At 62.6% G+C, this 17,788-nt stretch carries 16 protein-coding genes and 1 pseudogene; 8 read left to right on the top strand and 9 right to left on the bottom strand.

Annotated elements, in window-relative coordinates; genetic code table 11:
- Positions 1-258 precede the first annotated feature (258 nt).
- Complete coding sequence (locus FHS96_RS28515) at positions 259-777, top strand: DUF736 domain-containing protein (RefSeq protein WP_429599999.1); 519 nt, start codon at positions 259-261, stop codon at positions 775-777.
- A gap of 59 nt (positions 778-836) precedes the next feature.
- A complete protein-coding gene (locus tag FHS96_RS28510) occupies positions 837-1,811 on the top strand; it encodes a DUF2493 domain-containing protein (protein WP_429599997.1) in 975 nt (324 codons plus the stop codon).
- A gap of 43 nt (positions 1,812-1,854) precedes the next feature.
- Here the strand turns inward: FHS96_RS28510 and FHS96_RS28505 are convergent, their stop codons facing one another.
- Together FHS96_RS28505 and FHS96_RS28500 are read right to left on the bottom strand one after the other, a co-directional pair.
- Entirely contained in the window at positions 1,855-2,034 is a 180-nt protein-coding gene (locus FHS96_RS28505; protein WP_429599994.1) for a hypothetical protein, read from the bottom strand.
- Positions 2,035-2,161: 127 nt separating this feature from the next.
- Positions 2,162-2,605 carry a hypothetical protein gene (locus FHS96_RS28500; protein ID WP_429599992.1) on the bottom strand — a complete coding sequence of 148 codons (444 nt, stop codon included), beginning with the start codon at positions 2,603-2,605 and terminating at the stop codon, positions 2,162-2,164.
- A 712-nt stretch (positions 2,606-3,317) separates the two neighbouring features.
- Between FHS96_RS28500 and FHS96_RS28495 the strand changes: the two genes are divergently transcribed.
- The 4 genes from FHS96_RS28495 (at position 3,318) to FHS96_RS28480 (ending at position 7,672) form a co-directional block, all read left to right on the top strand.
- Positions 3,318-4,526 carry a tyrosine-type recombinase/integrase gene (locus FHS96_RS28495; RefSeq protein WP_429599990.1) on the top strand — a complete coding sequence of 403 codons (1,209 nt, stop codon included), beginning with the start codon at positions 3,318-3,320 and terminating at the stop codon, positions 4,524-4,526.
- The gene (locus tag FHS96_RS28490) at positions 4,523-5,755 is read left to right on the top strand and encodes a tyrosine-type recombinase/integrase (protein WP_429599988.1); all 1,233 of its coding nucleotides are present in this window, start codon (positions 4,523-4,525) and stop codon (positions 5,753-5,755) included. The genes FHS96_RS28495 and FHS96_RS28490 overlap by 4 nt, the downstream gene beginning before the upstream one ends.
- A gap of 420 nt (positions 5,756-6,175) precedes the next feature.
- The gene (locus FHS96_RS28485; protein ID WP_429599986.1) at positions 6,176-6,754 is read left to right on the top strand and encodes a hypothetical protein; all 579 of its coding nucleotides are present in this window, start codon (positions 6,176-6,178) and stop codon (positions 6,752-6,754) included.
- Between the two features lie 426 nt (positions 6,755-7,180).
- On the top strand, positions 7,181-7,672 hold the full coding sequence (locus FHS96_RS28480) for a hypothetical protein (RefSeq protein WP_429599984.1): 492 nt from the start codon (positions 7,181-7,183) through the stop codon (positions 7,670-7,672).
- A gap of 482 nt (positions 7,673-8,154) precedes the next feature.
- Here FHS96_RS28480 and FHS96_RS28475 read toward each other — a convergent pair whose 3' ends face one another.
- Complete coding sequence (locus FHS96_RS28475) at positions 8,155-8,430, bottom strand: DUF6959 family protein (protein WP_429599981.1); 276 nt, start codon at positions 8,428-8,430, stop codon at positions 8,155-8,157.
- 481 nt (positions 8,431-8,911) lie between these two features.
- Complete coding sequence (locus tag FHS96_RS28470; protein WP_429599979.1) at positions 8,912-9,295, bottom strand: hypothetical protein; 384 nt, start codon at positions 9,293-9,295, stop codon at positions 8,912-8,914.
- Between the two features lie 343 nt (positions 9,296-9,638).
- On the opposite strand from FHS96_RS28470, the gene FHS96_RS28465 reads away from it, so the two are divergent.
- Positions 9,639-10,376 carry a helix-turn-helix transcriptional regulator gene (locus FHS96_RS28465; protein WP_429599977.1) on the top strand — a complete coding sequence of 246 codons (738 nt, stop codon included), beginning with the start codon at positions 9,639-9,641 and terminating at the stop codon, positions 10,374-10,376.
- A gap of 41 nt (positions 10,377-10,417) precedes the next feature.
- On the opposite strand, the gene FHS96_RS28460 is transcribed toward FHS96_RS28465, so the two are convergent.
- The 5 genes and pseudogenes from FHS96_RS28460 to FHS96_RS28440 form a co-directional block, all read right to left on the bottom strand.
- A complete protein-coding gene (locus tag FHS96_RS28460) occupies positions 10,418-11,140 on the bottom strand; it encodes a Crp/Fnr family transcriptional regulator (protein WP_429599975.1) in 723 nt (240 codons plus the stop codon).
- 172 nt (positions 11,141-11,312) lie between these two features.
- Positions 11,313-12,056: pseudogene (locus tag FHS96_RS28455) on the bottom strand (IS30 family transposase); the annotation flags it as partial.
- Positions 12,057-12,869: 813 nt separating this feature from the next.
- On the bottom strand, positions 12,870-14,699 hold the full coding sequence (locus FHS96_RS28450; RefSeq protein WP_429599972.1) for a cation:proton antiporter domain-containing protein: 1,830 nt from the start codon (positions 14,697-14,699) through the stop codon (positions 12,870-12,872).
- A 213-nt stretch (positions 14,700-14,912) separates the two neighbouring features.
- Entirely contained in the window at positions 14,913-15,548 is a 636-nt protein-coding gene (locus FHS96_RS28445) for a carbonic anhydrase (RefSeq protein ID WP_429599969.1), read from the bottom strand.
- Positions 15,545-17,104 carry a SulP family inorganic anion transporter gene (locus FHS96_RS28440; RefSeq protein ID WP_429599967.1) on the bottom strand — a complete coding sequence of 520 codons (1,560 nt, stop codon included), beginning with the start codon at positions 17,102-17,104 and terminating at the stop codon, positions 15,545-15,547. Before FHS96_RS28440 ends, FHS96_RS28445 begins: the two co-directional genes overlap by 4 nt.
- Before the next feature lie 367 nt (positions 17,105-17,471).
- Between FHS96_RS28440 and FHS96_RS28435 the strand changes: the two genes are divergently transcribed.
- On the top strand, positions 17,472-17,788 hold a 317-nt coding region (locus tag FHS96_RS28435; protein WP_429599965.1), incomplete at its 3' end, for a rod shape-determining protein.

Raw genomic sequence — 17,788 nt, 5'->3', positions numbered from 1 at the left:
GCGACGGTGGCTCCGAGTGCGATGGACGGCGACACGCCCCGCGCGCTCGAAGGACCATGTCGGCATCGCCTTCGGCGATACGTCTCTTGCGGCCGCTGCGCGGCGGTCAGGCTCCGGTTCACCAAGTACGATGGAAATCAGTCAAGAAAACAATGAGATAGGCCGAAAACCCCGATTTTGCTAAGAATAGGGCGAGGGAGGCGGAGAAAAGCCAGCCCCTCAAATCAGGTTCCACCAAGTAAATCGGGAGATATCATCATGAACATCGGTTCGATCAAGCGCAACGATCGCGGCACCTTCACCGGCCGCGTCTCGGCAATGGCCTTTTCCCTGACGATCGCCCTGCGCGAAGTCAGCTCGACCAATCCGAACGCGCCGAAATTCGAAATCTTCGCGCTGTCGGCCGCCAAGGAATGGGTGCAGGTCGGCGCCTTCTTCGAGATGTTTTCCAACCGCGATGGTTCGGCCTTCCTCAATGGCAAGATCGACGATCCGAGCTTTGAGAAGCCGCTCTATGTCACCGCGTTCCAGCAGGAAGACGAGAGCTACAACATCGTCTGGCAGCGCCGCACCGCGCGCCCCGATGTCGATCGCGCCATGAACCGCAAGGGCAATGACGAGATGCCGCCGCTCCCCGGTGAGGAAGCCGCCCAGGACGACGCTGGCGAGCGTGGCGAAGGCCTCGGCGAAGGCACCGCGCCCAACGACTTCGCGAACCCGCCCGCGCGCGGCGGCAAGGGCCGCAAGGCTCGCGAGACCGAGGGCGCCGAAGGCTGAAACATCGCAATCGGGCGGGAGTGGATCAGCCTCCCGCCCAGACTTTCCGGAGGCATCCCATGACCCGCTTCACCAACTTCGCCGACGTCGCCCGCTACATCGCCGACACCAACCACGACGAAGCCGCCGCGCAGACCTTCGAGGATGGCTTTATCGAGCATAGCTTGCTCGCGAAAATGTCCATCGTCGACGCGCCCGAAGAGATCGCGATGCCGGATCCGGATCAGGCCCGCGCCGCCGTCGAGTTGATGATGGCGACGCTGTTCGACGTGTTCCGCGATACGCGCATGGAGGCGCACGCCGCAGAACTCGCATGGGGTTTCGCAAACAGCTTTCACATCGTCGCCAAGCGCGTCGCCGACCGCGAAGACGATGCCGCCAGGCAGCTCGGCGAGCTGGCCCGCACCTTCGATCCGTCGGAGATCTACGCGAACGAGCTGGAAGAGACACAACTCCTTTGCCAGACCCTGCAGGGTTGCCGCGAAGCGCTGGAATGCATGCGCGATCATGCCTCGGAAATGTACCGCATCGAGACCGGCAAGCCTTTCTCGCCCGTGCGCGGCAGCCGGGTTTCGGGTGCCGTCACCGCGTCGATGATCGACGCCCGCGACTATCTCGCGGCTCGCAACCGCAAGCGCACCGAGGAATTTGCGCCCGAGGGTCCGATCGTCGTGTTTTCGGGTGGTGCCCAGTGGGACGACAGCGAGCTTCTGTGGAATGGCCTCGACCGGATCAAGGCGCGCATTCCCGAGATGATCCTCGTCACCACGGCCCAGTCAAAGGGCTGCGATGCCATCGCGCACGCATGGGCCGCCGCGCGTGGCGTCAAGACGATCCAGTTCCGGCTTGATCGCCGGTTCAAGAACCGCGCCGCCTTCGTGCGCAACGAGCGGCTTCTCGCGCTGAAACCCGTCGAAGCGGTCGTCTGCGAAGGGACTGGCGTTCAGGCCAATCTCGCGCAGCGCCTCCGCGCGGCGCGCATCCCGCTGCACATCGTCAACAACCCCAACAACCGCGCCGAACAGGCCGCATGATTGGCTCGGAAGGATCGGCGCCGCGTCGACCCTTCCGCCGCATTCACGGTTCGGATCCAGCGACTTCGAGATCATCCCACACGACGCCGCCTAGACGCTTGCCGCGCGCGGGATCGAGATCGACTAACCCCACAGGCGAGGCGGGCAAGCGGTCACCATATAGGCCGCCGCCCGCCTCGCTCGCGTGCCGCGCAGGCCCGCCGGCCTGCACGCCGCTACGCATCGCCCGCTGGCGCCTGAACGAACATGGGGACCGGCTCGCGCCGGTCCCCATTTTTCTTGTCGGCGGCGTGTGGCCGTGGCGGGCATCGAGCCCGCCCCGTCCAGGCGCGGCTTCGCCGCGCCGACTGCTATGCCGCCAATCCCTGCGCCGCATCGGACATCGCGGTCTGGCGCCCGCCTTCATCCGATACTGGCACAGCGCGCGGCTTGCCGGCCTCGCCCAGCCGGCGCTCGACTTCGTCGACGCCAAGCGTCTTTATACGGCCCACCAATTCGCCGAGCCGATCGATATCCAGCTTCAGCAATCCGGCCCGCTCCACCGCTTCGATCGCGGCTTCGCGTTCGCGCTGCTGCAGCTCCTTCAAACGCGCTTCCAGCCTCTTCTGTTCGGCCTCGAGGGCCGCTCGCTGCGACTTCAATGCTTTCGACATATGTCGGTCCTTGTCCATGCGATCGGGCTGTGGACACCGCCTCTTTATCGCACGCCGTCTGATCGGGAAAGCGGTCGCGCCGTCCTCGCTCGCATGACGCGCCGGCTCTTCGGCCGGCACGCCGCTACGCATCGCCGGCATGGCTACGACCTGCCCGGGTTCAGCGCCGGCGCCGACCGATCGCGAGGGCATCGAGCCCTCACGATCGGGCCGCTGCTACGCAGCGGCATAACGCTGCGATGGGCAGGGGCTGAAGGCGGGTCAGAAGAAGGAAGTCAGGGCAGCGCTGGCGGCTCGGCGCCGCGTTCCGCGACGCCGACCGCGGCTCTACTCGCCCGCTCAACGCCGGCCCCTGCAGGGCCGTCGCCGAACGGGCTCCCGGAGCCAAGGCTGCGCCTTGTCTCCGCCCTGCCGGGTGACGATCCGCTGCCGGGACCGGCGGCGCTGCGCACCGCCGGATCGACCCCGCCCGAGCTGCGCTCCGGCGGATGAATCGGCCACGCGCCGGCGTCGGAACGACGCCATGATCAACCACGATCGGACCCAGCCCGATGCCTGATTTCGATCCACGGAGACGCGCCCAGAACTACTGGCGCTCCGGTCGCCAACAGCTGCGGCCCGCAAGGCTCTTCACGCTTCGCGACGAGATGGTTCGTTCCGCCCAAAGGGCGGGCAAGGCCCCACCGAAACCGCGAAACCACGCAATCTGGAACAGGCCCAAAACAACAAAAGCAACAGGAACTAACCTCGGAGAGAGAAGCACACCGAATGCCCCGAGGAGCGCGAGCCGAAAAATAAAGTAAACCAAAACAGCGCGATAAGACCATATTCTGTTGTCAAAAGTGAGCGAAGTTTGAAGGCTTCCGATGGCCATTTGCTCGCTGATTTCCAGCCAGAATCGAGCTCGAATCACCCCCTCGCTCAGCCGGCACGCGAGCGGCTGAATGGAAACGTAGCGCGTCGGCGGTTCGCCACGACGGGCTTCGTCTGGGACAATGAGGTCAAGGGCTTCGGTTTGCGTCACACCGCCGCCGGAGCGAAGCGCTGGATCGTGCAATATCGCCACCGCGGTAAGACCCGGCGCGAGAGTCTCGGCGACGCGCGCGAAATGTCGCCCGCGCTCGCCCGTGTGGCGGCTAAGCGCCTTCTCGCCGCCGCGGCGCTCGACGGACTCCCGCAACCCGTGCTGCCCTCGGCCGCCAAACCTCTGGTGACCTTCGCCGAGTTCGTGGAGGAGTTCTGGACCGATTACGCTCCGCACTGGAAACCCAGCACCCAACGGAGCAACCGCTACACGATCGAAGGCAGATTGAAGTCGATCTTCGGTGACAAGCCGGTTGCCCAGATCACGCGCGCGGATGTCGTGTCGTGGCGCGACAGTCTGGTCGAGCGGAGCGGGGTCTTCAATCGCTCGATCCCGGTGCTGTCCATCATGCTGGGGTACGCCGAGAAGCTCGGCTATCGCCCGGAGGGGTCCAACCCCTGCAAGGGCATCGCCCGCTACAAGCGGCCGCTCAAGGAGCGCTATCTGACCAGGCGCGAGTTTCAACGGCTCGCGGCTGTGCTGGCGCAGCGCGAGGGCAGCATTCCGGAATTTACCGCCTTCGTCCGGCTGCTCATTTATACCGGCGCTCGGCGCGGGGAGATCGCTGGACTGCACTGGGAATGGATCGGTGCGGATTACATCGACCTTCCCGACAGCAAGACCGGGCCAAAACGCCTCTATCTGAATGCACAGGCCAATTCCGTTCTCGACCGTTTCGGGCGAGCGGCATCGGGCGCCGCCTTCCAAGGCGTTTTGAACCAGAAGCTGATCGATACGCTGTGGAATGAAGTCCGGCGCGCCGCCGCGATCCCGGACGTACGCTTGCACGACCTGCGGCACACATTCGCCTCGGTCGCGATCATGCACGGCATTTCGCTGGCGAAGGTCGGCAAGCTTCTCGGCCATATGCTGCCCGAGACAACCGCGCGCTATGCCCATCTCGCGGACGAGGCGATTGTTGATGCCGCCGAGCGGGTGTCGGCATCGATCGCGCAGGCGCTGGGGATGCGCTCATGAACGCGCGGACCCTGCAACGGATCATCGCCGACGAGATGGGCACTGTCGGGATCGAGGCCCTGTCTCGCGATGCCCGCATCGGTCAGCACCGCATTACCCGATGGTCGCGCAAGCTGCCCGGCTTCGGGATTCGCCATTACTACAGCGGCAAGAGCGTCTACATCGTGCAGGTGCATATGGACGGAAGGCTGCGCACAGTGACGATGTGCAACACCGTGCTCATCGGCAAGAGTGCGGCTCTTGCCATTGCGCGCCGCATCATCCTGCGTGCGCAGGTCGGTGAGAACCCGGCGGCCGATCGGAAGAAAACGCGCGCTTATCCATTCTTCAAGGACTTCCTCGGGATCTACTGGGCGCGCGCAGCTCCGACCTGGAAGCCGTCGACTCTGCGGACGCACAATATCTACCGACGCCTATATCTGGATCCCGCATTCGGTTCGAAGTGCATGGACGAGATCGATCGCGCCGACGTATCGCGTTGGTTCGCAGCCATCGCGGCGGCGGGCGGTCCGGGGGCGGCGAACAGGACGCTCTCGATCCTGCAGGCCGCCTTCAACAAGGCTACGGCGTGGGGCTTGCGGCCGGAGGGATCGAACCCCGCCAGTGGTATCAGGCGCTATCCGCCGCGGCGGAAGGCGCGCTTCCTTCGCGTTGATGAGCTTGCACGGCTGGGCAGGGCGCTTGAGGAGGACGCGGAGCAGCAGCCCCTCCAGGTGGCGGGGCTTCGCCTCTTGCTGCTGACCGGATGCCGGCTATCGGAAATCCGCAATCTTACATGGGCACAGGTCAGCGGCCGTCGGCTCAAGCTTGTGGACAGCAAGACGGGGCCGCGGACCGTCTGGCTGGGATCGGCGGCGCGGGCGGTGATCGATCAGATACCGCGCGCGCGGGGCAGGGCGGAGCTATTCTGGAACGATGAGACAGGCAGCTTCATCGACTTTTACAGCTATTGGTCTCGTCTGCGCGAGCGTCTCGGATTTGGCCGCGTGCGGGTGCACGACCTTCGCCACAGCTATGCCAGCCATGCCGCGGCGATGTCGGAGACGCTGCCGATGATCGGCAAACTGCTCGGACACAGCAACATCCAGTCGACGGTGCGCTATGCCCACCTCGATGACAGCGACCTCATCGCAACCGCCAACACCATCGGCGACGTGATTGCCGACCTGATGGACAATCCCGTGCGGGGTGGTGGCGACGGCGCGGCGAACGGACCAAGACAGACGTGATACGAACCGGTCTTGGCCATCCCCCGCTTGCCCGGCAGCGCGAACTGCAGATCGTCGTCGCGGGGATCGAGGGCGCATTCGTGCTCTGCGCGGCTCGCCCGTCAGGTGCGCCTTGCGTCCATCGGGATGCTCTCCCTCGCGAAGCGCCTTTGCGCATAGGCCGGCTTCTGCTATCGTACTGAGGCGCTGTGCAAAAGGCAGCGCCGGGACTGGTAATCCCGCAGATCAAACGGACTCGGACACTACGGTTTCCGGGGTGCCGTCGCGCATGTCCAAACCTCCGGGTTAAAGGCGGCGGCGCATGTGATCTGCATGTTACCAGCTCCGGCGGCTCCCGCGCCTAGCGTGCGGGAGTTCGGGACTGCGCCGCATCCGTCTCGTTACCCCGCCATGGTAGCCCAATGCGGACCGGAGGCGACAATGGACCATCCTGTTCCTGCTGGATCGCAACGTGCGTTGAATGCCCCACCGCCAACGGCCTTAGCGCCGCGGACCATCTACAATTCTCCGCTGGCAGACCTATGGGCGCTCTACGGTGCAGAACCGATCCGGCTCAAGCGCACACAGGATGGCCGTGAACTGAGCCATGTACGCTACCACAGGGCTCGGCGGTTCATGATGCTTCTCTCGGCAGATGCGCCGGCGGATTGGACGGACTTCCTCTACTCCGCCGGTATCGTGGTACAACTCGCAATATCATCACATCTGCTGGACGTCGGTTTCCCCGACGATTGGTGCGCCCGCAATATCGGCCTGCATGTTGATCGATCCTTGGCGTACGCCAACGTGACGGGCTTTGGCTGCGACTGCGATGAGACAACTCGATTGACGCAGATCTTGGCGCCCTACTGGAAATGGAACCGGCGCCACCTCATCGGGGGCGTCCAGCCTTATGACGGCGGCTTCAAAGCCGAACAGGTTCAGGCGCTGATCTCGGCCTTGATTGACCATGTAGGCGATGTGACGGGCAATCGTCACCGACCCATGGCGAAGACCTGACGTCAGAGTATGGCCGAAAACAGACGGGGTTGAGCGGTGGGTTGGGTCTGCCTCCGACCAGACCATGTCGCGCTGTGCGCGGCCGTGACGGGTCAGCGCCTCACGTCGCTTTTTGGGACCTTTCTGCCATTCCCCGGTGACCCTTGGAATGACAGGTTCTGTCAAATGCCGACGTTTAGGGTTCGCTCCTCTGGTCTCATGCGCCGACTGAGATTGGGCCGCTAGGCATCTGTCCGCTTCGAGAAAGGTGACCCGCGAAAATTGCCGTTCGACGCCTAGCGGCAGGGACGTCAGCTAGCGACCCAATCGCAGTCGTTTAGCATCGGCTGCATTTTCTTGACAGGGCGATGGCCCTAGCCCCTTTTATATCAGGATGAGACTCCGCCCCTGTTCACCCTTGGCATCCCTGCAATCTAGGAAAACACCGTGATTACCGCTTTCAATCTGGCCGGATTTCTCTCGGCTCACGCGATCTGGTGTGTCTCGGACGGGGAGATTTTTACTCCGATCTTCGGCTATACGACCGAGGCGGGGGAGCGGCGAATGGAACGGCTCGTGACGGAGAGCCTCGAAACCGCCGTCGCATTGGGAAAGGACAAGCTCACATTGAATGAGCACGACGCGAATGATGCCGTGTTGTTGTACGACGGCAGCATTCCGCTCAACGATGAAAGGTTCGATGCCATCATTGTCGAGATCAGGTCGTACTTCTCGCCGGGATCGGAAGCCGTGATGGCTATTCCCTATCGGCCCAAGGGTTCATCCGACCCCTTTAGTGTTTACAAGCCCAAGCTGGTTCAGTGGGCGAACTGCGAAGATTTCGACGTCAACGCAGCAGTGCAATCCTTCTTCGAAGGCGTCGATGGGCATGAGAAAGGTGCCGCTGTCTGGAACGAGGCGCTTGATCAGTCCATCTAGGGCTGGTGGCACCTGACACCATAGTGTGTGCATCGCAGTGAGCGCGATGAACTCGCGCCGAGTCAATCGATCGCGCCCCCTCCCGCCTGGCGAATGATGCGTTGCAGCCACCGATTGAACCCGCCGTTCCTTTTGGACGCTGCACGCCCCATGAGTTACGCATGATGACGAACTGGCTTGCGTTGTCGAAGCCGACGAGCAAGGCGCGTGTCTCGATAGAGGCACGGCGATATCGAAGGGGGGGTATGGGATGGCGGCAAGGGCTCTACCAGACAAGGGTTAGGTCGGCGCACATTTGCAGACGGCAGAGCTGTCCTTTCATTTCGGCCGATACCCGCATCCAGCGCGAGGTCCGCTTAGCGCCAGGATCCATCAACCATCGCCGTCCCGGCCCGCCCGAAAGCGGTCGGCCCGGTTGTCCCCCTTCGGACATAGGTCGGCACCAAGATGGTGGCAACGAAGCGTCGCAAAGCGGGAAGAGGTCATTCGCCCCCATCGAAAAAGGGGAGCTTCAAATTGTGCTCGCGCATAACTTGGGAATAGAAGTCGAACCTCGACTGAAGGTCATCCGCAAGCTCCTTCAAATCGTACCAATGGTCTGAATCCGGCTCTGCTCCTGCAAGCGCCGTGGCCGCCATGCGGCTGAGATTATGCAGCGAATCTCCCTGAATGAGCATTCCCGGAAACTTTCGTCCGGGATGGCGCATGACGGCCGCGTTCGCTGCATCGGAGTATATCTCGACCAGCTCTGTGCGCATGCATGGGCCCCCTGTGTCGTGATCGCTTTGGCCGGTAGCAGCCGCGTCTGCAATGGGGCGTGAGCTGGCGTGGCCCCATTTCCACGCGTAATGTCCGCTTCGCGCCAAATCTCGTCGCCGCGGTCGGCAAGGGCGAGGCTTGAAACCGGACGGTGCCTGGCGGTCACCAGCAGCGCGCACTTCTCCCAGGGGCGGCACCGTGAGCTGCCGAACCGATTCGTCCCGTTGGGGTCGTCCGCACAGTCGGCTCCCGGCGCGCGGATCGGCGAAATGTGGAAGAAGCAGCCCTCGCAGCCCCGAATTGAGGGCGACGTCCGCTTTTCGCCCAGTGCGCCCGAGGCGGCCGGGCGGGTCTTTATCCCTCTCGGACATGGGTCGGCGCCAGGATGCTGGCCAGCAAGCGTCGGAAAGTGATGGGGCACCGACGTACCCACCGCGTCGGTGCCGGTGGAAGGCGCGCTTCTTGGGAAGCGTTGATCTGCTAACCGTTGCCCTTCAACATCCACGTGTCGGTGCCGAAGGAGTGCTGCTCACGGTCCATCGCTCGATTTCGGCAGCTCTCCTTCCAAACGACGATTGCCACCGTGCCGTGTTGGAAGACACTGCTCGCAGGAGCCAACTGCTCGTCAATCGCGGAGCATCCCGCAGTTTGGCGATCGCCTCTTCGTTCGCCGCTTGCAAGCGTCCAGACGGCGTCATCGGGGAACAGCCCGGCAACGATGTTTACAGCGCCGGAGACCAGCATCGATTCGAGTTCCTGCTCGCCCTTCACCAATGTTTGACAGACGCTTGCGTCACCGCGGCAAGCGACAAGTTGGTCCTCGGCTAGCGAAGCCTGTGTCGCGATCAGCAACGCGGCAGCCATCGCAATCCTCGACATGTATCGTACTGTGGTCAGCCGCATGCACCCTACCTTCGAGTTGGCTTATCGAACGGCGACCATGTTCGCCAACAGACGTGAGCGGCCGTACGCGATCGAGATGGTGATTGGCTCCTGCCATTTGGCCTCGTTCCCGCCCAGGGCGTCCTTTTGCCCTCAACCGGAACCGACCCCATCTTTGATCACCCTGCAGAGATGCGATCGGAACCGTATCATATGGAAATTGATCCATGTTCGATAGTTGATTGCACATTTGCATCTACAGGGGAACCGAACGGGCGTGATGAGATGCATCGGGCGGTAAAGTTCGTGACCTGAAGGGATCGCTGTGGCTGAGAACGCACTGCCCACGCGCGTCGCAACGCCGGAGGTGCGCACTGTCATGACAACGCTGATCGTGCGCAACCCGCTTTCACGCGAAGGGTTATGCCGGATCCTGGGCGGCGGCGGTTACGCAGTGACGGGTGACGGCGGTGATACGGTCGCGCTGCACAACCGCGTTTCGATGGCAGAGGAGCTTGTCATCATCGATCGCGGCACGTTCGATGATGCCGGATTCGGCCACATCCTCGAAATTGCCCCGGGCATCCAGATGCCACCTATCGTCGTCCTTGCCGATGGATTTGACCTCGATCTGATGTTCCGTGTCTTTGCCGCTGGCGGGCGTGGCTGTCTCAGCAGCCAGGAGCCGCATCAGTCATTCCTTATCAAGCTGGCTTTGGTGCTGCTGGGCGAGCGGGTAGTGCCGGCGGCATTCCTCGACACGTTCGCAGGTCGACCGATACCCGTTTCCCGTCAAAAAGCCGGCGAGTGGGACGCGAGCGTGCTCAGCATACGCGGACAAGCTGTCCTTGCCGGATTGGTTCACGGCATGTCCAATAAGACGATCGCCGAAGCGCTTTGCCTGAGCGAGATGACCGTCAAGCTCACTGTAAGGACGGTGTTGCGAAAGCTTCAGGTCGGTAACCGGACTCAGGCGGCGTTGAAGGCGCAAGGTATCGAACTGATCGATTTGGCGTGGAAGCGATCATGCGGCTTGAAGTCCAGTGGACCTCAGGTCGTTTGAGGAGGTGGTAAACGCTCGGTTGGGACAGACCGCATCAATCATCAGCCTGCCGGTCGCAGCCGCCTGTGCAGGTAATTTTCATCGAACCCTGCAATCTCGATCAGCTGCTGGGGGTCAGTGATCAGGAGTCGCCCACGCTCCAGGTTCATCGCACCGCCAAGGCGGAGATCCTTCAACACCCGATTGAGATGTACCGGCGTCATGCCCAGCGAGTCCGCGAGCAGAAGCTGTGAAAGCGGCAGGCTGAGCGTTGGCTCGGCGGTAAGCCCGATGTTGCGCGCCCTTAGATATAGCTCGCACATCAAATGCGCCACGCGCTCGATACTGGCGCGGCGCCCCATGCTGGTGATCCACGCGCGCATCGTTCCCTCGTCAATAAGCTGCGCGACATACATCGCCTTTGCGATGCCGCGATGTCGCGCCATCAGATCATCCATCTCCTCGCGTCCGATCGTCGCGACGACGGCGGGCGTGATCGTCTGGATGCTGTGATCCATCTCAGCCAGCAGGCCGATATGGAGATCGCAGGAGTCGCCGGGCATCAGATAGGCGAGGATCTGCCTCGTGCCGTTGGGCAAGATCTTGTAACGGCAGGCCCAACCCTCAATCACGACGAACACTGGCCCAGGGCGGTCTCCCTCGCGGATCAGGTCATGCCGGGCCCCATATCTCAACGGTGAACCGGTAGCGGCTTCCAATGCCGCGATCTCGCCTGGCACCAACGGCGCGAGACCCTTGAGCTTCGAAACAAACGCGTTGTCCATCGCCGCACCATTACATGCTCAAAACGGTTATCATATTGGCTTATATCAGTGTCGAAAACGGATCAGATGTTTCCTGAAGAAATGAATAGAAGTGACGGTTTGGTAGTCGGAGGGCGCGACCATACGAAGGCACTTTTGAAACAGCGGATTGCGTCGTGCTTTGGGGACGGGTTCAATCGGTGGCCGCAACGGCCCGGGCGAAGGTCTCGGCTGGAGTTTGGTAGTTCACGGTTTTGCTGGGTTGTTCGTTGAGTCGGCGGTGGATAGCGCCGAGCCGTGCCTGGCTGAAGGTGGAGAGGTCGATGCCCTTTGGGAGGTACTGGCGCAGCAGGCGGTTGGTGTTTTCGTTGGTGCCGCGCTGCCAAGGGCTCTGCGGATCGCAGAAATAGACCTGCACGTTTGATGCAAGGGTGAAGCGGCGATGGTCGGCAAGTTCCTTGCCGCGGTCCAAGGTCAGCGAGCGGCAGAGTTCGCCGGGGAGTTTGCGCGCCTGCCCGATCAGAGCCGAGACGACGGTCGCGGTTTGCCGGTTCGCGAAATTGGCCAGGATCACGTAGCGCGACCGGCGGTCGACCAGCGTCACGACATGGCTGCCGCGTGCGCCGGCGATGAGATCGCCTTCCCAGTGGCCGGGCACGGCACGATCCTCGACCGACGCCGGCCGCGCACTGATCGGGACCGCATCTTTGATCTGGGCGAGCCCGTCGCCCTTGAGGCTCGCATGGCGCGGGCGCCGGATCGTGCGTTTCGCCCGAAGATGCTCGAGCAACTCCTGTTTCAGGACGCCGCGCGCCTGGATGTAGAGGCTCTTGTAGATCGTCGCGTGTGACACGCGCTGCTGCTCTTGGTTGGCGAAGCTGCCCCCTATCCAACTCGCGATTTGCTGTGGCGACCATTTACGGCGCAGCTTCGCCGCACTTTTCGGCGCAAGCTCGGATGGCAAGCCAACTTGCAGGCCTTGGGGAGCAGCGCACGCTCCCACACCGCCCAATCGGACAGGGCAGCGCGACACCGGTCCCGACCGCCGATGCGCGCGATCTTCCGGCTGATCGTCGTCGGCGACCGGCCGAGTTGGGCAGCGGTCGAGCGGAGCGAACGCCCCGGCCCCCCTGGAAATCTCCTCGCGCTCGGCAAGGCTCAGCACTCGCGCCGACATCGCCGGCATTTCCGCGGCGGCGCCGCGGCAGCCATTATCGCCGCCGCCTATCCGGAGATGTTTGCAGCAGTGGGCGTGCATTCCAGCCTAGCCGTCGGCGATATCAGCACGCTGAGGGAGGCGACGGCGGCAATAGGCGGCAACCGGGAGCCGCGCCAGATCGCAGACTGCCGGCCCAGCATCCAACCATCGTCTTTCACGGCGACAATGATCGCATCGTGCATCCATCGAACGCCGCCGGCCTTCTGGCCAATCTCGAGCAGGCGGCCCCGGGACCTCTCACCTCCGAGGCTCAATCCGGCTCGTCATCGTTAGGCCGCGCGTTCACGGGGCGCACCTTCCGTGACGGGTTGGACATGTGATGCTGGAGGATTGGACGATCCATGGCAGCGGGCATTGCTGGTCGGGCGGCGGCCGGCTGGTCTCTCACACCGATCCCGCGGACCCGGACGCCTCGCGCGAAATGCTTCGCTTCTTCCTCGCGCGGAAGAACGAGCCGGGAAATGACGCCGCCGAATCGACCGGGCTGCAGTCTTCCGCCCACCACGCCATGCAGGCCCTCGACGCATCCATTTATGCGCGTTCCCCGTCGTCCGACCGGCGATTCCGTCGTTCCGGTGCGTCGAGCATGTCAACATCGGTTCGCCGCTCGAATGCACCGCCATCTCCGGCGATCCGCTGGTGGTGAATGATATCGGCCGCTCGCGCGGTGGAGACGCCGAAACTGAGCAACGCGTATTTCGCCAGGCCGAAGGACAGTTCGCGCGCACCGAGGATGGCAAGGCCGACGCGCTGGCTTTCGAGATACGCGACTTCCGCCTCGCTCTGCGTGCGCACCGCGGTGTCGATTGCGGGGTTGAGCGACCGCGCGCTCGCTATGATGCGACGGGTCTGGAAACCTTCGGGTGTTGCCACGACGAGCAAATGAGCCTGGCCGGCTCCCGCGGCTTCGAGCACTCCCGGCGTAGCCGCATCGCCATAGATTGCAGCAATCCCCTCGGCCCGTAGCGCTTCTACCCGGCGGCGATCCCTGTCCACGACCACCACGGGAAGGTCGTGCTCCCTGAGCAGTCTGCCCACGACCCGCCCAACGCGACCATAGCCCACGATTACCGCGTGGTCATGGGGCGCATCAGCGGTGCCGACGTCAGACAGGTGGGACAGCGCCAGGCCTGCCGGCTCGATCACCGCAAGAATGCGCGGGTGCCGGTGCAGCAGCCGATCCAGGCGATCGAAGCCGGCGAATAGCAGCGGATTCAGCGTGATGGAGAGTAAAGCACCGGCAAGAATGAGATCTCGGGACTCCGCCGGCACGATCCCGAGTTCCGTCCCGAGCCCGATGAGAATGAACGAAAATTCGCCAATCTGCGCGAGACTGGCGGAAACGGTGAGCGCGGTCCGAACTGGATACCGAAAAGCAAGAACGATCGCGAAGGCCGCCGTTGCCTTGCCGATCGTTATGATCACAAACACCGCCGCGACCGCCAGCGGCTCCCGCAGGAGAATGCCGGGATCGAACAGCATGCCGACTGATACGAAAAAGAGAACGGCGAACGCATCTTGAAACGGCAGCGAGTCCGCTGCCGCCTGATGGCTGAAATCGCTTTCATTCAAGACCACGCCGGCGAAGAAGGCGCCGAGAGCAAAGGACACATCGAACAGTGCGGCAGAACCGTAAGCGATGCCAAGGGCGGTCGCGAGGATGGACAGGGTAAACAGTTCGCGAGAGCCGGTGCGGGCGACCTGCTTGAGAACCCACGGTACGGCACGTGAGCCGATGACGAGCACCAGCACAAGAAAGAGACCCACTTTGCCGAGCGTGAGGAACAGCGCTGAAGCGATCGCCCCGTAGCCGGGCATGCTCCCCGCGGTTCCGCCAAGAACGCCAGCCAGCGCCGGGAGCAGCACAAGCGCCAGCACCATCGCGAGGTCCTCGACGATCAACCATCCCACGGCGATCCGGCCATCGATCGAATCGAGCGCATTGCGCTGCTCGAGCGCGCGCAAGAGTACCACCGTCGATCCAACCGACAAGGCGAGGCCGAAGACGATGCCAGAGCCGGCGGTCCAACCCCACAAGTAGGACAGGCCAGCGCCCAATGACGTGGCGATGATGATCTGGACGATGGCACCGGGAATGGCGATCCGCCGTACTGCCATCAGATCGCGGACCGAGAAATGCAGTCCCACGCCGAACATAAGGAGGATGACGCCAATTTCGGCGAGCTGGTTGGCAAGCCCGGCATTGCCGACGAACCCCGGCGTAAACGGTCCGGCCGCGATACCGCCGATCAGGTAGCCGACGAGGGGCGGCAGCTTCAGTCTGATGGCGACGAATCCGCCGCCGAAGGCAAACACCAGTCCCATGACGATCGTGGTGATGAGAGTCGTATCGTGCGACATCTATGATCCTTTGGCGTGAAAGCCGGCGGACACATATCGCGTCAACGGGCAGTCGCTGTCGTCTGCGCCGCCCGAACGACTCCGCACGCCCCCTTCATAGACTGTCGCCGGTACGAATGCCCGCCATGTCTCGGAATGCGTTTCACCTGGCGCCGCAAGGCGGGGCGGTACCGGCCAAGAGTCATTCCCCAAACGACGAGACTTCGAGGCCGGTCAGAGGACCGGCGCGGGCGCCTCGACGTCGTCGAGCGGCGCTGCGGCATCGAGTTCCAGCAGCGGCTTGATCACGCCGTCGCGCAGATCATAGACCCAGCCATGCAGCGCCAGCGGAACGCCGGATGCCCAGCGTTTCTGCACGACGGCTGTACGGGCGAGGCGAATGAGCTGCTCGCGAACATTGACCTCGACGAACCGATTGATGCACGCGTCTTCGTCACCGGCATCCTCGATCTCTGCGGCGTGCGCCGAATGAACGTCGCGGGCGTTGGCAAGCCATCGATCGACCGCACCTTCGGTGCCACCGGTTCGCGCCGCCTTGATCCCCCCGCAGCCATGGTGCCCGCACAGAATGATATGCTTCACCTCCAAAACGCAGACCGCATATTGCAGCACCGCCATGCAATTCAGGTCGTGGTCGTCGATCAGGTTCGCAATGTTGCGATGAATGAACATGCCGCCTGGGGGCGTCATCGTGATCTGCTCGGGGCCAACCCTGCTATCTGAACACCCGATCCACAGAAAATCGGGCTTCTGACCCGCAACCTGCCGGCTGAAGAAGTCACTGTTCTCGTCGAGCAGTTCAAACGACCAAGCGCGGTTGGCGAGGAGCAGCTGTTTGTACAATCTCATGCGAAACTGACCTCGAGCCCGGGGGCATTGATGAGCGGGGCGCTGCGGCGGGCGATGTCGCCCCGGACAACCACCCTGATGTCGCGGTATTTCGCTCCCGTGATGAACGCATTGATGACATCAATATTGTCGAGATCGACGTAGCTCGTCGACGAAAGGTCGATTAGGAGGTTGCGGCCATCGGGGACGCGCGCCAGCTCGCGTTGCAGTTCATATTTGTGGATGAAGTACAGGTTTCGTCGGGCGCGGATGAGGCAATCATCATCGTCGCAGACAAAGGTGATCGCCGAACGAAAATTCCTCCCCACGACGAAAACGAAGCCGATCGCCAGACCGACCAGGATGCCGGTCAGCAAATCCGTCAGGAGGATGGCCGCGACGGTGGCGACGAAGGGGATGAACTGCGTCCAGCCCTGTCGATAGCGTTGGAGAAACAGCTTGGGCTTGGCCAGCTTGTAGCCTGTCGCGATCAGGATCGCGGCCAGCGCGGACAGCGGGATATGGTTCAGCACCGTCGGAATCAGCATGACACTCAGCAACAGCCATGTCCCGTGCAGGATGGTCGATAACTTGCTCTCCGCGCCCGCCTCGACATTCGCCGACGAGCGGACGATGACCGACGTGACGGGAATACCCCCCATCAGGCCCGAGACGATGTTGCCGCTGCCCTGCGCGAACAGTTCGCGGTTCTTGTCCGTCAACGCGCGTCGCGGGTCGATCTCGTCGACCGCCTTGACGCTGAGAAGCGATTCCAGCGTCGCGACGATCGCCACCGTCACCGCGGTGGCCCAGACTGCGCGGTTCCCGATCGCGGAGAAATCCGGAAGTTCGAATAGCGATAAAAAGTCGCCGACACCGTTCGCAACCGGCACCTGGACGAGATGCGAAGGCGGAATGTGAAGCGCAGGTGCGACATGGCCCAGCATCAGATTGCCGAGAACGCCGATCAGCACGACGATCAACGGTCCAGGAACGAACCTGAGCACTCCCGTTGAGGGGCGGGCATGATCCCACCAGAAGAGAAAAAAGAGGCTTGCGGAGCTTATCAGGAGCGCGCCCCACAGAACGCTCTCCCGCAGCGCATGCGAGATTGCCGAGAAGGTGTTGTAGCCGTTCGCCTGGAAGAAGGCGAAACTGCCGGAATAGTCGCCGTCATAACCGACCGCATGGGGTACCTGCTTGAGGATCAGGATGAGGCCGATCGCGGCGAGCATCCCGGTAACCACCGAGGATGGGACGAACTCGCTGAGAACGCCCGATCGGGTCAGGCCGAACAGGATTTGCATGATGCCGGCAAGAACCACCGCCAGCAGAAACGCCTCGAAGCTCGGGAGCGCCTGAATGGCGTCGAAGACGATGACGGTGAGCCCCGCCGCAGGTCCGCTCACCGACAATCGGGCTCCGGACAGGGCCCCGACGACCACGCCGCCGACCACACCCGCAATGATGCCGGAAAAGAGCGGCGCACCGGACGCCAGTGCGACACCGAGACAAAGCGGTAATGCGACCAGGGAAACGACAAGTGAAGCGGGAGCATCGGATTTGACCGACTTCAACAAATTGCCTGACGGCACCTGATTCCCCTGACCTTGAGAAAAACGTTACCGCTGACCCCTCTCATTAAATGCAATATTTTTACACTAAATTTGCATACAGCAACGATTTGATTTATCTCAAATCTGGAAGGAGCTGTCGAATTTCACGAGTTTCAGGCAAGCCGAGTAAGGCACGTTAAGCCGGATATTTTTCCGTAAACCAAGAGGATTTTGCTCCGTCCACGCATCTGCCGCTCCGTCTGCGGACCGGCCTACGCTCTTTCCCGTCTCCATTGTCATGCGGTCGAAACACGCGCAGCGCCTACCCGGATCCGGCTCCAGACGGGTTCGCCCCAAGCCGCATCTGAACAACAGGGTCTCGATCTCGATGATTTTCAAACGCTGGCTAAGCGCGTTTTCCCAGGACATGGCAATCGATCTCGGCACCGCGAACACGCTGGTTTATGTCCGTGGTCGGGGCATCATTCTCAACGAGCCTTCCGTCGTTGCGATCGAGACCGTCGACGGATCGAGCCGGGTCAAGGCCGTGGGTGACGATGCGAAGCTGATGATGGGCAAGGCACCGAGGCAGATCAGGGTTGTCCGGCCCATCCGCGATGGCGTCATCTCCGACATCGAAGTCGCCGAGCAGATGATCAAGCATTTCATCCAGAAGGTGCATGGCGCCCGGCGTCTGCCTCGCTG

Origin of the sequence: Sphingomonas zeicaulis, from assembly GCF_050433225.1 — a bacterium.
GTDB lineage: Bacteria > Pseudomonadota > Alphaproteobacteria > Sphingomonadales > Sphingomonadaceae > Sphingomonas_D > Sphingomonas_D zeicaulis.
The sequence above is the reverse complement of the archived record's forward strand: the minus strand, read 5'-3'. Positions and strand labels throughout refer to the sequence as shown.